The organism is Phaeobacter sp. LSS9 (genome assembly GCF_003443595.1).
GTDB lineage: Bacteria > Pseudomonadota > Alphaproteobacteria > Rhodobacterales > Rhodobacteraceae > Phaeobacter > Phaeobacter piscinae.
This window is the reverse complement of the sequence record NZ_CP031956.1, coordinates 3,497,627-3,511,191: the sequence shown is the minus strand read 5'-3', so window position 1 is coordinate 3,511,191 and position 13,565 is coordinate 3,497,627. Positions and strand designations below refer to the sequence as shown.

The 13,565-nt window shown below is 59.4% G+C and carries 12 protein-coding genes; 7 read left to right on the top strand and 5 right to left on the bottom strand.

What is annotated here, in order from left to right:
• Positions 1-14: 14 nt before the first annotated feature.
• Entirely contained in the window at positions 15-965 is a 951-nt protein-coding gene (locus D1820_RS16680) for a sugar ABC transporter substrate-binding protein (RefSeq protein WP_040172405.1), read from the bottom strand.
• Between the two features lie 225 nt (positions 966-1,190).
• Between D1820_RS16680 and D1820_RS16675 the strand changes: the two genes are divergently transcribed.
• Positions 1,191-2,192 carry a LacI family DNA-binding transcriptional regulator gene (locus D1820_RS16675; RefSeq protein ID WP_118069818.1) on the top strand — a complete coding sequence of 334 codons (1,002 nt, stop codon included), beginning with the start codon at positions 1,191-1,193 and terminating at the stop codon, positions 2,190-2,192.
• A gap of 66 nt (positions 2,193-2,258) precedes the next feature.
• Here the strand turns inward: D1820_RS16675 and D1820_RS16670 are convergent, their stop codons facing one another.
• The 3 genes from D1820_RS16670 to D1820_RS16660 are packed head-to-tail and all read right to left on the bottom strand — an operon-like array spanning position 2,259 to position 5,447.
• On the bottom strand, positions 2,259-3,416 hold the full coding sequence (locus D1820_RS16670; RefSeq protein WP_118069817.1) for a Gfo/Idh/MocA family protein: 1,158 nt from the start codon (positions 3,414-3,416) through the stop codon (positions 2,259-2,261).
• 11 nt (positions 3,417-3,427) lie between these two features.
• Entirely contained in the window at positions 3,428-4,321 is an 894-nt protein-coding gene (locus D1820_RS16665; RefSeq protein ID WP_118069816.1) for a sugar phosphate isomerase/epimerase, read from the bottom strand.
• 22 nt (positions 4,322-4,343) lie between these two features.
• The gene (locus D1820_RS16660; RefSeq protein ID WP_205521391.1) at positions 4,344-5,447 is read right to left on the bottom strand and encodes a Gfo/Idh/MocA family protein; all 1,104 of its coding nucleotides are present in this window, start codon (positions 5,445-5,447) and stop codon (positions 4,344-4,346) included.
• Between the two features lie 119 nt (positions 5,448-5,566).
• Here D1820_RS16660 and iolD point away from each other — a divergent pair, with 119 nt between their 5' ends.
• From iolD to iolG, 5 genes are read left to right on the top strand one after another with little or no spacing between them, the layout of a single operon-like run.
• The gene (iolD, locus tag D1820_RS16655) at positions 5,567-7,441 is read left to right on the top strand and encodes a 3D-(3,5/4)-trihydroxycyclohexane-1,2-dione acylhydrolase (decyclizing) (protein ID WP_118069814.1); all 1,875 of its coding nucleotides are present in this window, start codon (positions 5,567-5,569) and stop codon (positions 7,439-7,441) included.
• Positions 7,441-8,433 carry a 5-dehydro-2-deoxygluconokinase gene (gene iolC / locus D1820_RS16650; protein ID WP_118069813.1) on the top strand — a complete coding sequence of 331 codons (993 nt, stop codon included), beginning with the start codon at positions 7,441-7,443 and terminating at the stop codon, positions 8,431-8,433. The genes iolD and iolC overlap by 1 nt, the downstream gene beginning before the upstream one ends.
• A gap of 12 nt (positions 8,434-8,445) precedes the next feature.
• Positions 8,446-9,303, top strand: coding sequence for a 5-deoxy-glucuronate isomerase (locus tag D1820_RS16645; RefSeq protein WP_118069812.1), 858 nt, complete (start codon positions 8,446-8,448; stop codon positions 9,301-9,303).
• Positions 9,300-10,139 (top strand): class II fructose-bisphosphate aldolase, encoded by an 840-nt coding sequence (locus D1820_RS16640; RefSeq protein WP_118069811.1) that lies wholly within the window; start codon positions 9,300-9,302, stop codon positions 10,137-10,139. Before D1820_RS16645 ends, D1820_RS16640 begins: the two co-directional genes overlap by 4 nt.
• Positions 10,133-11,119: an inositol 2-dehydrogenase gene (gene iolG, locus D1820_RS16635; protein WP_118069810.1), complete on the top strand. Its 987-nt coding sequence runs from the start codon at positions 10,133-10,135 to the stop codon at positions 11,117-11,119. Before D1820_RS16640 ends, iolG begins: the two co-directional genes overlap by 7 nt.
• Before the next feature lie 12 nt (positions 11,120-11,131).
• Here iolG and D1820_RS16630 read toward each other — a convergent pair whose 3' ends face one another.
• Positions 11,132-12,316, bottom strand: coding sequence for a phytanoyl-CoA dioxygenase family protein (locus D1820_RS16630; RefSeq protein WP_118069809.1), 1,185 nt, complete (start codon positions 12,314-12,316; stop codon positions 11,132-11,134).
• A gap of 86 nt (positions 12,317-12,402) precedes the next feature.
• Between D1820_RS16630 and D1820_RS16625 the strand changes: the two genes are divergently transcribed.
• A complete protein-coding gene (locus D1820_RS16625; protein WP_254683333.1) occupies positions 12,403-13,440 on the top strand; it encodes a LacI family DNA-binding transcriptional regulator in 1,038 nt (345 codons plus the stop codon).
• Positions 13,441-13,565 lie beyond the last annotated feature (125 nt).

Sequence of the window (13,565 nt, the reverse complement as noted above, 5' to 3'; positions counted from 1 at the left end):
ACTTGGGGAGATGATTACCGGTACTCGCCCGCGAACTCTTCGACCTTTTCCAGGCCGTCCTTGGTTACAAAACCAGGGCCAGAGTTGATGTTGTTGCCGGGCAGCACGCCGTAGCGGTGGTAGTTGGTCAGAACCACGACCGGCAGATAGGCCTGCAGGAACGGCTGCTGATCAATCCCCCAGTTGATGACACCGGCTTTCAGACCTTTGACGATTTCCTCACCCAGATCGAAGGTGCCGAAATAGATGTCGCCAGCCATGCCGTTTTCTTCCAGCGCCAGCAGGGTCGGATCCGCCGAGGTCGGACCGAGTGTCAGAATCGCGTCAGTTTCCGGGTTGGTGTTGAGATAGGCCAGAACGCGGTTCTTGATTTCCGCCGGATCCTGTCCGCTGTCGATCATCTGATCGCCGAGATCCACACCCAGCCCGTCGGCAAAGCCCTGACAGCGTTCTGTTGAAGATGGCGAACTGATGTAGTGGTTCACGCAAAGAAAGCTGCCGACGCCGTCCGCTTTGGCGCGCATACCCGCAGCATGGCCTGCGTCGTATTCTGGCTGACCAACATACATCAGGGCGCCGACTTCGCGGGCCTGATCCGGGGTGCCGGAGTTCATGATGATCACATCCACGCCGCTGTCCACGGCCGCTTTGATCGGGCCGGACAGCACATCATAGTCGGACAGGGTTGTGATGATGCCGTTGGGCCCTGAGGCCGCGGCCTGCTCAATGATCCGCGCCATATCGGCGAGGTCACCGGTCGGCGGGTTGCGGTACTCCACCTCCACGTTCATCTGCTCGCCCGCCAAGGCGATCCCGTTCTTGATGGTGTTCCACCAGCTGTCGCTGTCGGGGGCGTGGCTGACGAGGATATATTTTTCACCCTCGGCAGAGGCTGTTGTTGCCAGCATCATCGGCGCCGCTGCAACCGTTGTTGCGAGCATGAATGTCTTGAAGATTGACGTCATTCTTTCCTCCCAAAGTTTTACCGTCACGATCGCGTCCGGGCGGTCCCATTCGCGTCGGGGATCAGAATAACCACGAATCAATTTTTTTTGCAACCGGTTGCAATTTGTGGCAGCATTTTTTCTGCTGAACTCGATTTGGATCCGCGATAGATACTCTGATCCGGTGCGCAGCCGGTTGCACAGGTGGATGGGCCCCAGATGGCCCGGACAAGAGGAAGACCAGGAATGGCTGTAACGTTAAAAGAGGTGGCAGAACGGGCGCAGGTCTCACGATCAGCGGTGTCGCGCACATTCACCGATGGCGCATCCGTCTCCGAAAAGATGCGGCGCAAGGTCGAGAAGGCAGCGCAGGAACTTGGCTACAGTCCAAACGCATTGGCCTCCTCTCTGACAACCGGACGCACCAAACTGATTGGCCTTGTCTCCAACAACTTTCACAACCCGATTTTCCTTGAGGTCTTCGACCGGTTTACACGCCGCCTGCAAGATCGGGGCCTGCGGCCACTGCTGGTCAATCTCTCTGACGAAACCGATCCCGAGAACTCGGTCCGGATGTTGCGACAGTATTCCGTGGATGGTGTAGTCGTAGCCTCTTCGACTCTCCCGCCAGGCTTTGCCAAGGCATTTCGCGATGCGGGTGTGCCGGTGGTGCACAGCTTTGGCCGCTCGTCCTCCACCCCGCAGGTACATGTCGTGGGGATCGACAACGTCGAATGTGGCCGGATGGCTGCACGCACGCTTGTAGCCCGCGGATACAAAACAGTCGCTTTCATGGGTGGCCCGCAGACCGCAACCTCAACTCAGGACCGTTGCAAAGGCTTCACGTCGGAGATGGAGACCCACCCAGATATCACAGCAACACATAGTTTTGCCGAGGATTACTCGTTCGAGGCGGGCCGCCGTGAAATGCTGCGCCTGCTTCGCGATGACCCGGCTGAGGCCTATTTCTGCGGCGATGACGTCTTGTCGATTGGGGCACTTAGTGCGATCCGCGAAAAGGGTCTGCAGGTGCCGCAGGACATCGGGGTTATCGGCCTCAACGACATGGAGATGGCACGGTGGGAGAATATTGACCTCACCACCATCCACCAACCGATTGAACAGATCGTCAATTCCTCGATTGAGCTGGTCGCGGCGATGCTGGACGAACCTGATCGCTATCCAGAGGCCCGTATTTTCCCCTGTCATGTGGTAGAGCGCGGAACCCTGCGACCGCAAGAAACCTGAATCACCCGGCATCGAAGAAGGGCGCCAGAATACCGACGCCCCTGCCCTGCTTCAGATCAGGCTCAATCAGCGAAACATAGGCGGACGCGCATCCACCCAGGCCCCGTCTGTTGCGCCGCTCTCCGCGACCGCAAAAACTGCCGCCATGGAGCGTAATCCGTCCTCGGCCCGCGGATATAGATCTGCGGCAGGATCGATTGGGCGCCCGGCCTTTTCAGCCCTGATCGCTTCTGCCAAATCACTGTAAATATTGGCAAAGGCCAACGGCATCCCCTCGGCATGACCGATGGTCACACGACTGGTGCGATCTGCCTCGGGGCTGAGATTATCCTCGCCACGCTCAATCACCTGCAGCCGTTCACCAAGGGGCATCCAATAAAGCTGGTTTGGCTGCTCCTGCGACCAACGCAGGCCACCAGTCTCTCCAAACACCTGCAGAGTCAGCCCGTGCTGGCGTCCGATCGCCACCGAAGAGGTCCAGAGCCGCCCGACAGTCCCGCCGTCAAAGCGCATATTGACCATGGCGTCATCCTCCAGAACCCGGCTCTCAATACAGCTGACCGTATCAGCTGACAGGCGTTCCACCTCCTGACCGATGACAAAACTCGCCATATGCAGCGCGTGAATACCACAATCCGCGAACTGGGCAGAGACCCCGGCCTGCGCGGGATCGTAGCGCCAACGCACCCGCGGATTGTCTGCATCAGCCGCGTCCGCATGGTGGCCGTGGGCGAATTCAGCCTTCACAAGCCGGATTTTGCCAAGGTCGCCGCGCGCCACCATTGCCTTCATATGACGGACCAGGGAATAGCCGGAATAGCCATAGTTCACGGCGCAAATCTTGCCCTTCGCCTTGGCGATATTTACGATTTCCTCGCCTTCTTCCACAGTCATCGTCATCGGCTTCTCGCAGAGCACGTGAAAGCCAGCTTCCAGAAACCTCTTGGTGATCTCAAAGTGCGTGGCATTCGGGGTTGCGACAGTGACCAGATCAACCCGATCCGCGCGATTGCGCTCCCCCTCCAACATCTCCGTCCAGTCGCCGTAGGCGCGGTCCGCCGCTAGCCCCAGCCGCTGACCATAGGCACGCCCCTCCTCTGGGCGATGATCCAAGGCCGCCGCCGCGAAATCAAAGGCACCATCCAGTCCTGCCCCCAGACGATGAGCCGGTCCGATCTGGCTGCCTTCGCCGCCACCAATCATGCCCCATTTCAGTTTTGCCATGGTGCCGCTCCCTAGTTGAAACCGATAGATTCGAGGTATTCGCGGTTCGCCCGCGCATCACCAACGGGGTCAGGGTCCAGCGTCGGATCGCAATCCTGCTCCACCGTGCACCAGCCAGAAAACCCAGCATCAACAAGCAGTTGCCGAACGGCTGGGAAATCAACATCGCCTTCGCCAAGATTGCAGAAAATCCCCTGCCCACAGGCATCGTAGAAATTTGTCCGCTTGGCGATCACATCTGCCTTCACCTTGGGATCGATGTCCTTGAAGTGCATATAGCTGATACGATCCATATGTCGTTTCATAAAGGCAACCGGGTCAAATCCGGCATAGGAATGATGGCCAGTATCGAAACAGATCTTCAGGATCTTGTCGTCAACTTCATCCAGCAAACGCTCCAGCTCCGGCTCAAAATCCATGAAGCCCGCGGCATGGGCGTGGATGCCGACGGTCAGACCGTATTCCTCTGTCCCGATCTGGGCCACTGTGGCCAGCCGGTCGCGGAATGTCGACCATTCTGCTTGGCTCATCTGTTCAGCCTCCGACGCGCGCCCGGCAGTCGGCGCGCGGCGGGGCGAGATGGAATCGATCAGAACCAAATGTTCCGCGCCATGCGCCTTCAGCGCCTTGCAGGTGCGGTGTGCCCCGTCCAGGACGTCGTCCCATTGATCAGGATCATGGAACGCCCGGAACACCACGCCGCCGATCAGTTCCAGATCATGCTCCGCCAGCGCATCCCGCAGAATTGCGGGATCTTCGGGCATGTACCCCACAGGCCCCAACTCAATCCCCTTATAGCCGGCCTCGGCGCAGTCCTTCAGAACGCTGCGCCAGTCCGGGTTACGGGGATCCTGTGCAAACTCTACCCCCCAGGAACATGGGGCATTGCCAATTCTGATCGTCATTTTGCAGTGCTTTCTTAGATATTTAGAACGTTGATACGGTTTGCCAGGACCGCTTCTTTGAGGCGGCCATGGCTGCAGCAATCACCTGATTTACCGCCATCCCATCCTCAAATGTCGGCCAAACCGGTGTCTGTGTTTCGATCGCGCGCAGGAAATCCCGCGCCTCAATCAAGATCTGATCCTGATAACCGGTGCCATGCCCCGGCCCCTGGCAAAACGGCAGATAATCGGGATGTGCAGGGCCAGTCAGGATCTTGCGAAAGCCGCGAGTAGCCTCGTCGCCCTCGCTCAGATAGAGCCACAGCGCGTTCTGATCCTCTTGGTCAAAACGGATCGCACCCTTTGTTCCCGTAATTTCATAGGCATAGCCCATCTTACGACCGGTCGCGATACGGCTAAAGAACATCTGTCCCATCGCCCCATTGGCAAAACGGCACATCATCTGCCCCTGGTCGTCATTGGTGACACGTCCACCGGGGCGATCCTTGTGAACGGTCTCAACCTCTGCGATGAGCTCCGTGATCGGCCCGATCAGCGCCATCGCACCATTGATCATATGCGGCGCCAAATCGCCCATGGTCCCATTGGCTTCGCCCTCCGTGCGCCATGTCGCGGGGGCATCGGGATCGGCGTAGAAATCTTCGGTATGTTCACCGCGAAACCAGGTCACCTCTCCGATCACACCATCGGCAATCAAACGCCGCGCATATTGGCTGGCAGGGGTTCGAATGTAGTTGAACCCGACCATATTGGGACAGCCCGATGTCCCCGCCGCTGCCACCATGGCACGACTATCAGACAGCGATGCACCCAGCGGCTTTTCGCAAAAAACGGGTTTGCCCAGCGCAAAGGCTGCCTCTGCGACCATACGATGGGTCTGCTGTGGAGATGCGATGACAATCGCCTCGACCTTGGGGTCGTTGACCAGCAGCTGCCAGTCGTCCGTTGCGCGTTGAAACCCATAAGCCCGCCGGTACCGCTCCGCACTGGCTGGGGTCGTGGCGCAGACCATTTCCAGACGCGGGCGCAAAGCAGTGTCAAACACCGCCCCCACCGCAGCCATCGCGACGGCATGCGCTTTGCCCATGTAGCCCCCGCCGAGAATTCCGATACCGATTTCGGTCATTCTGGCCTCCCAAACCATCAAATTCAATTTGCAACCGGTTGCAAAACTTGTATCTTGGGATTCGACATCTCGCAAGATCAAATCGACCCGACCACAGACCATCCCAGGGATCCCTGCTTATGACGACGCCGCCGAAAACAGTTAAACTGACCACCGCCCAGGCCATCATCCGATGGCTGTCCAATCAGTTCATAGAGGTCGATGGCGAGGAGTTGCGCCTTTGTGGCGGCGGCTTTGGCATCTTCGGTCATGGCAATGTGACCTGCCTGGGCGAAGCGCTCTACGAGGCGCGTGACGCGCTGCCGCTCTATCGCGGCCAGAATGAACAAAGCATGGGCTTTGCGGCAGCTGGATATGCCAAGCAATGGCTGCGCCAGCGGTTCATGTTCTGCACCGCCAGTGCCGGCCCGGGCACATCAAACCTCCTCACCTCTGCGGCTCTGGCGCATGCCAACCGCTTGCCGATGCTGATGCTTTGTGGCGATACCTTTCTTACCCGTCTGCCGGATCCGGTCTTGCAGCAGATGGAGAATTTCAACGATCCGACCTTTGGCGTGAACGATGCCTTCAAGCCCGTGTCGCGCTATTGGGATCGCATCACGCATCCGGCGCAGATTATTCAATCTCTGCCTGCCGCAATTGCCACCATGCTGGATCCCGGCGACTGCGGCCCCGCCTTCCTCGGTTTGCCGCAGGACGTGCAGGGATGGACTTATGACTACCCCGAGGTTTTCTTTGAAAAGAAAATCCACCGCATTCGCCGCATCGCGCCGGATTCGACCGAAATCACAGATGCTGCCGAAGCCCTACGCGGCGCCAAACGCCCAATGATCATTGCGGGTGGCGGTGTGCAATACAGCCGCGCCGTGGCCGAGCTGACCAGCTTTGCCGAAACACATCAGATCCCGGTTGTTGAAACCATCGCCGGTCGCGCCAACCTGCGTGACACCCACCCACTGAATATCGGTCCCATCGGAGTCACCGGATCGGACAGCGCCAATGCGATTGCCGCCGAGGCAGATGTGATCCTTGCGGTTGGCACACGATTGCAGGATTTTACCACCGGATCTTGGACCGCCTTTGCGCAGGATGCCCAGTTCATCTCGATCAACGCAGCGCGCCATGACGCAGGCAAACACCGCGCATTGCCGGTTGTCGGCGACGCCCAGCGCGGGCTTCTGGAACTTGGCGCTGCAAGCGGTGACTACAAGGCCCCTGACAGCTGGGTCGCCCGTGCTCAGGAGAGCCGCCGTAACTGGGTGGCCTATGTCGCAGACAACGTCTCTTACGGGGACAACCGGCCCAATTCCTATGCGCAGGCCATCGGTGTTGTGAACGCACTCTGCAATCCGAAGGACCGTGTGGTCGCGGCGGCTGGCGGGCTTCCGGCGGAAGTCACCGCCAATTGGCGCACATTGGAGCCCGGCACAGTTGATGTGGAGTTCGGCTTTTCCTGCATGGGTTATGAAATTGCCGGCGCCTGGGGAGCTCGCATCGCCCAGTCCGAGCGGGAGCCAGACCGTGACACAATCGTCTTTGTCGGCGACGGCTCCTACATGATGTTGAATTCTGACATCTATTCCAGCGTGCTCAGCCAGAAGAAGCTGATCATTCTGGTCCTGGACAACGGCGGCTTTGCGGTCATCAACAAGCTGCAGAACAACACGGGCAACACCAGCTTCAACAATCTGCTTGAGGATTGCCCCACTATACCTGAAGCCTTTGGCGTGGATTTTGCCAGTCACGCGGCCTCGATGGGGGCACTTACCGAAACCGCCGCCAATCCGGCAGAGCTGGGCGAAGCGTTCAAACGCGCGCAAGGCAACGATCGGACAACCGTCATCGTGATGAAGGTTGACGCCTATGAAGGCTGGACCACCGAAGGCCACGCCTGGTGGGAGGTTGGCACGCCGCATATCACCAAAGATGACAAGGTGCGCGAGGCCCATATCGACTGGGAGTCCAGCCGCATCAAACAACGGCGGGGCGTGTGATGAATCAGCCAAGCAAGGCCAGCTCAGATCTGGCAGGCCGCAATTTCCTCGTCCTTGGCCGGGTGGGTATGGATCTGTGTCCAACCCCTGCTGGCACCGCCACGGCTGATGCACAGGACATGATGGTCGCCATGGGTGGCAGCAGCGCCAATATCGCCGCAGGTCTGGTCAAAATGGGATGCAGCGCCGCTCTGGTCACCAGCGTTTCTGATGATGCGGTGGGGTGGTACTGCCTCAACCAGCTGGATCACTACGGTGTTGACCGGACTCACGTGAAACGCATCACCGGTGAATATCGGACCTCTCTGGCGGTCTATGAAAGCCGGGTCGAGGATCACCAGAGCGTCATCTACCGCAACAATGCCGCCGATTTCCAGATGACCGGCGCTGATGTGGAGGCGGTGGATTACAGCCAGTACAGCGCGTTGATCACCGCCGGCACAGTTTTTGCGGCCGAGCCATCACGCAGCGCCACCTTCCGTGCCTTTGAATTGGCGCGCGCGGCCGGGCTGCCGATCATCTTTGATGTGGACTACCGCCCTTACAGCTGGCACTCGCCTGAGGTTGCGGCGGATGTCCTGTCTCGCGCAGGCGCCATCTCCGATATCATTGTCGGCAATGATGAGGAATTCGGCTTTATGGCCGGTGGCATCGACAAAGGCCTCGCCAAAGCACGGTCGCTGGCGCACACCTCAGCCTCCATCGTCGTCTATAAGATGGGACCCGAGGGCGCCGTCACCTTTGCCGATGGCCAGGAGGTCCGCACCGGTATCTACCCCGTAGATGCGCTAAAACCAACCGGCGCCGGCGACAGTTTCATGGCCGGTTTCCTCGCCTCACTCTCCGAAGGGCGTCCGATGAAGGATGCCATTCTGCGCGGCTCAGCCTGTGCCTCCGTCGTGGTGGCCAAACCCGGCTGCGCCCCCGCCATGCCCGACCTTGCCGCGCTGGAGGCGTTTCTTGCAACGCACCCCGGCGCCACCGAAATTTGAAAGGACCCGCAAATGCATATCGCCCCTCATGACAACCAGAACAAAGCCATTGTCGATGCTGACAACGAGCTTGTTCCGCTGAACTATTTCAACATCGTCAAACTGACCAAGGGCCAGACCTTTGAATATCAGGTGCCCGGCTATGAGACCTGCATCGTTCCGGCCACCGGCACCGTAGACATTGAGGTCGAGGGCCTGAGCTATTCTGGCATCGGCACCCGCACCGCCGACGTCTGGGACGGCGAGCCGGAAGGCGTCTATATTCCCGTCGGGGCCAAGGTGACCATCACCTGCACAACGGATGCGACCGAAACCTTCATTGCGGGCGCCAAATACGACAAGGTGCTGGAACCATTTGACGTGCGCGCCGACGGTATCGATCTGGTGCAATACGGTTCTGACGACACCAAGACCCATCGTAAGATTAAACATATCTTGGGCCAGAAACAGCACGACAAGGTCGGCCGCTTGCTGGTGTCAGAACTGTTCACCGTGGGACAGGGCGGCTGGTCCGGCTTCCCTGCGCACAAACATGATACCGACCGCAAGGATGCGGATGGCAACATCATTGAGACGCGCCATGATGAGACGTATAACTTCCGCTTCCGTCCCAACCACGGCTCTGGCGTGCAGATCCTGCAACGCGAAGAGCGCAAGCCCGGGGACGCCTATCAACTGATGGATGGCTCCACGATCATGATCGACAAGGGGTATCACCCCTGCGCGGTGATGCCCGGATATGAGATGTATTACTTCACCATCCTTGGCGGTCTGAGCCAGCGCAGCCTGATCCAGTACTTCCAGCCGACCCATGCCTATCAGGTCGAAACCATCCCCGGCATCAAGGATATGGTGGCTAAGTTCAAATGACTCTTGCAACATTGGCTGACGTCCTGCAGCCAGCCCTGCGCAATGGCTATGCCGTTGCGGGGCTGGTCACACTGGGCTGGGAAGACATGCGCGCCTATGTGGCCGCCGCTGAGGCTGAAGGCGTGCCGGTCATCCTGCAGGCCGGCCCGTCCTGCCGCGCCCATACTCCGCTGCCGATCCTGGGCAAGATGTTTCGACATCTGGCCGAAAGTGCATCGGTTCCTGTGGTCGCCCATCTGGATCATGGCTACACCTTTGAGGACTGCCGTATCGCCATCGACAGCGGCTTTACCTCGGTAATGTTCGACGGCTCGCGCAAACCGCTGGATCAGAATATCTCCGAAACCGCAGCCATCGTAGAGATGGCCCATGCTGCAAATGTCTCCTGCGAGGGAGAAATCGGCTTTGTCGGGTATTCCGGCGGCGAGGGGTCAGCCGGTACCGACCCGGAAGAGGCCCGGCAGTTCGCGCAGGATACCGGCGTCGATGCGATGGCGATTTCAGTTGGCAATGTGCATCTGCAACAGGATAAGGAAGGCGGGCTGGATATCGACCGCATCCGCGCCATTGAGGCGATCACCGAAGTGCCGCTGGTCATCCACGGCGGTTCCGGCGTGCCAGTCGCGCAGCGCAAAATGCTGGCGCGCCAGTCACGTATCTGCAAATTCAATATCGGCACCGAATTGCGCATGGCCTTTGGGACCGCATTGCGCGATGCGGTGAATAGCGATCCGGATCGGTTCGACAGGGTCAGCATCTTGGCCGAAACCCACGATCCGGTCGTTGCTGCGGCGCGCAGCGTTCTTCGCGCCTTCAAGGGAGAGACACAATGTTGAATATCGGCCTTTTGGGCTGCGGGCGCATCGGGCAGGTCCATGCGCGGTCTGTCGGGCAATTGGACGGGGTGCGCGTCACTGCAGTTGCAGATGCGATGCCGGATGCCGCCAATGCACTGGCCAGCAAGATCGGCGCGGATGAGCGCGAGGCCTCCGCGCTAATCACCAGCGCGGACGTCGACGCGGTCGTTATCGGCACCCCAACTGATACGCATTACGACTTGATCCATCAGGCTGCGGCTGCAGGAAAAGCAATATTCTGCGAGAAGCCCGTCGATATGTCGGCTGACCGCATTCGCGATTGCCAAACGGCAGTGGCCGAGGCTGGTGTTGCCTTCCTCACAGCGTTCAACCGTCGTTTTGATCCCAATTTTGCCAATCTTCAACAACGCCTGCGGGCCGGTGAGATTGGCGATGTGGAGATTGTCTCGATCCTGTCACGTGACCCGTCCCCGCCGCCGGTCAGCTATATCAAGACCTCTGGTGGCCTGTTCCGCGACATGATGATCCACGATTTCGATATGGCGCGGTTTTTGCTGGCCGAGGAACCGGTGCAGGTCTTTGCGGTTGGCTCAGCGCTGGTCGATCCCGCCATTGGCGAAGCAGGCGACGTGGACACAGCCGCCGTTACGCTGACCACGGCCAGCGGCAAGATCTGCCAAATCTCCAACTCCCGGCGGGCCACATACGGCTACGACCAACGGGTGGAGGTGCATGGATCCAAGGGGATGCTCCGTGCGGCGAACATGCTGGAAAACACGGTAGAAGTGGCCGGAACCAACGGTTTCCAGACCGCCCCTGCGCAGCACTTCTTCCTTGAACGCTACGAAGCGGCCTATCGCAACGAAATGGCGCGATTTGTCGAAGCTGTACAAACCGGCAGCACCCCCTCCCCGAGCATCGACGACGGCCTACGCGCCCAGATGTTGGCCGACGCCGCCGCCCAGTCGCTTGAGACGGGGGCACCAGTCGCATTGTAAACGATCAGATCCTTATGCCTGGCGGCGCAAGTCCTGTGCCGCTAGCGCATCATTGAAACGCTCGGATGTCCAACCCTCGGTAAGGGCCTGATGAAACAGCCCGGCCTGTGTTTGTGGGGCCAAACCGCCCACCGGCGGGTCCCGGTCCAGATTGGTTGGAAAAGAATACCCCTCTGCGCAGGCTGCGATTGCTGCGGCCTGATCAGCGTCAGTCATGGCACCCTCACGCTTCAGCTTAGTTAGTGCCGGGAAAAGCCGCTCCGACATGCCGCGCCGGTCCACAGTCTCCATTGCGCGGCCAAAGGCAGACGAAACCTGCAACAGATTTGCCATCCGCTGAACACCCTTTGATCGGTTGGCTCCTGCGGCATGAAACAACGCCGGATTGAAGAACACGGCATCGCCCTTTGCCAGAGGCAACTGCACACAGTGCTCTTCGAAATAGGCCCGGAAGTCCTCGCGCCGCCAAGCTGCGTAGCCCGCACGGTATTGTTGCGAAAACGGCAGCAGCTTGGTCGGGCCGCTCTCCACCGGCATATCGGTATGGGCCACCGCCCCCTGCAGCGTCAAAACCGGCGATAGGTCATGCACATGGGCCGGATACTGCGCGGAGGTTTCCGCTGATTGAAAGCCCAGATGATAGTCACGATGCGCCTGCTGGGCAGCTCCGCCCGGACGCACCAGATTGATTTGCGCCGTCATCTGGTAGTTGGGTCCAAGCCAGGCCTCGCAAACGGCCGCGATTGATGAGTTGCCAAAATAGCGCGCGAAGACATCAGGCGAAGCGACGCAGAGCTTTTGGAGCGCATTCCAAACCCGGTCATTTGACCCCGCTGCAGCGAAATGGTCCGCCCCGCCGCCATTTGCCTGCCGCTCCTGTGAGATGATTTCGTCGAAGACAGCGCTTGCGGCATCAATCGGAGCCACGTCCTGATAGGCACCTTGCAGCACCAGAACACCCGCCCCGTATCGCAATCCCTGCGCCCATTCTGCCATCAGATGGCGGCGCGCCTCTGGCGCGCTGAGCATCGCCTTAAGGGCTACCATGTCATAGATCGGGATATTCTTCTCAATCTTGTCGGCCAGCGGAACCTGGTCGGGTGTCAGTTCCCGTTCAACCTGCGCGGTGAAGTCACTCAACACGCATCCATCAGGATCAAAATAGGCCTGCTCCATCGGTGTCGCAGCAGCTGTCATCAGAGCCTCCTCTCTACTGTCTCTCGCTATGAGATTGCCGGGTCTGGCTCTTGTGGTCAGCGCGCAAATCCATCAAAAATACATCAATGAGTCATCCTTTCCCGATCAAGGATATCGCCCGGCAATCCGGGCTGAGCACGGCAACTGTGGACCGCGTTCTGAACGCACGCGCCAATGTCAGCCCCCGCAGCCAGGCGCGCGTTCGCGCAGCCATCGCCGAACTGGAGGGACAAGAACAGCAACTCTCGGCACGGGGGCGGCGGCTCTACTTCGACGTTGTGGTGGAAGCACCCGAACGGTTCAGCCGGGAAATTCGGCACGCAACTGAGGCGGTCCTGCCCACCATTGGCCCGGCGGTGATCCACGCGCGGTATAGTTTTCGCCAGATCATGTCCGCGCCTGACTGCGTTGCTCTGCTTCGGCAAATCCTCAAACGTGGCAGTCACGGGGTGGTGCTGAAGGTGCGGGATCTGCCTGAGATCACCGCGATGGTCGCTGAATTGGACAGTAAGGGCGTTCCGGTTGTCTGTGCCTTTACCGACCTGCCAGGGAGTGTTCGCCGCGCCTATTGCGGTCCGGACAACTACGCGGCCGGCCAGTCAGCGGCCTATATGATCGACAATTGTCTGCCGGACAGCGCTCCATCCGGGGCAACCATCCTGACCACACTCAGCCAATTGGCCTTTCACGGCGAGGTTCAAAGGCGACGTGGCTTCCTCAGGTTGATCTCAGAGCGCCGCCCTGATCTGCGGCTGATGACAGTTTCAGCCGGGGCCGGGCTCGCGTTTGAGACCCGAGCGGTGCTGCAGGAGCAACTGTCCGCTCCAGGCCTTGGGCCGATATTGGGCGTCTATTCGATGGGCGGGGCCAATCGCACCATATCGGAACTGTTGAAAGGTTATGGTCACCACCCCCACGCCTATGTCGCCCATGATCTGGATAGTGAGAACCGAACACTTTTACGGCAGGGAAACATTACCGTTGCCTTGCAGCACGACATTGCCAGCGACATGCGCAATGCCTTCCTCAGCTTGCTCCACGCCAACCAGATCCTGAAGGCACCGCCCGTCGCGACTCAGAGCCGCATGTCCATGGTCACGCCCTTTGATTGTGCTGAAAACTGATCGGGGTATGCTGTTTCTGCGCGCATCTCCCCTCAGAAATAAAATCGCCATCTGGCGGGTTTCGGTGGCGCCAAGCCGCATATGACCTTTTGACCACTCACTCCAACCGGGAACCTGTCAGAGCT

Bases quoted from the DNA above. Each gene is read 5' to 3' on its own strand.
- D1820_RS16680 (WP_040172405.1), bottom strand. From the start codon at position 965: ATGACGTCAATCTTCAAGACATTCATGCTCGCAACAACGGTTGCAGCG.
- D1820_RS16675 (WP_118069818.1), top strand. From the start codon at position 1,191: ATGGCTGTAACGTTAAAAGAGGTGGCAGAACGGGCGCAGGTCTCACGA.
- D1820_RS16670 (WP_118069817.1), bottom strand. From the start codon at position 3,416: ATGGCAAAACTGAAATGGGGCATGATTGGTGGCGGCGAAGGCAGCCAG.
- D1820_RS16665 (WP_118069816.1), bottom strand. From the start codon at position 4,321: ATGACGATCAGAATTGGCAATGCCCCATGTTCCTGGGGGGTAGAGTTT.
- D1820_RS16660 (WP_205521391.1), bottom strand. From the start codon at position 5,447: ATGACCGAAATCGGTATCGGAATTCTCGGCGGGGGCTACATGGGCAAA.
- iolD (WP_118069814.1), top strand. From the start codon at position 5,567: ATGACGACGCCGCCGAAAACAGTTAAACTGACCACCGCCCAGGCCATC.
- iolC (WP_118069813.1), top strand. From the start codon at position 7,441: ATGAATCAGCCAAGCAAGGCCAGCTCAGATCTGGCAGGCCGCAATTTC.
- D1820_RS16645 (WP_118069812.1), top strand. From the start codon at position 8,446: ATGCATATCGCCCCTCATGACAACCAGAACAAAGCCATTGTCGATGCT.
- D1820_RS16640 (WP_118069811.1), top strand. From the start codon at position 9,300: ATGACTCTTGCAACATTGGCTGACGTCCTGCAGCCAGCCCTGCGCAAT.
- iolG (WP_118069810.1), top strand. From the start codon at position 10,133: ATGTTGAATATCGGCCTTTTGGGCTGCGGGCGCATCGGGCAGGTCCAT.
- D1820_RS16630 (WP_118069809.1), bottom strand. From the start codon at position 12,316: ATGACAGCTGCTGCGACACCGATGGAGCAGGCCTATTTTGATCCTGAT.
- D1820_RS16625 (WP_254683333.1), top strand. From the start codon at position 12,403: ATGAGTCATCCTTTCCCGATCAAGGATATCGCCCGGCAATCCGGGCTG.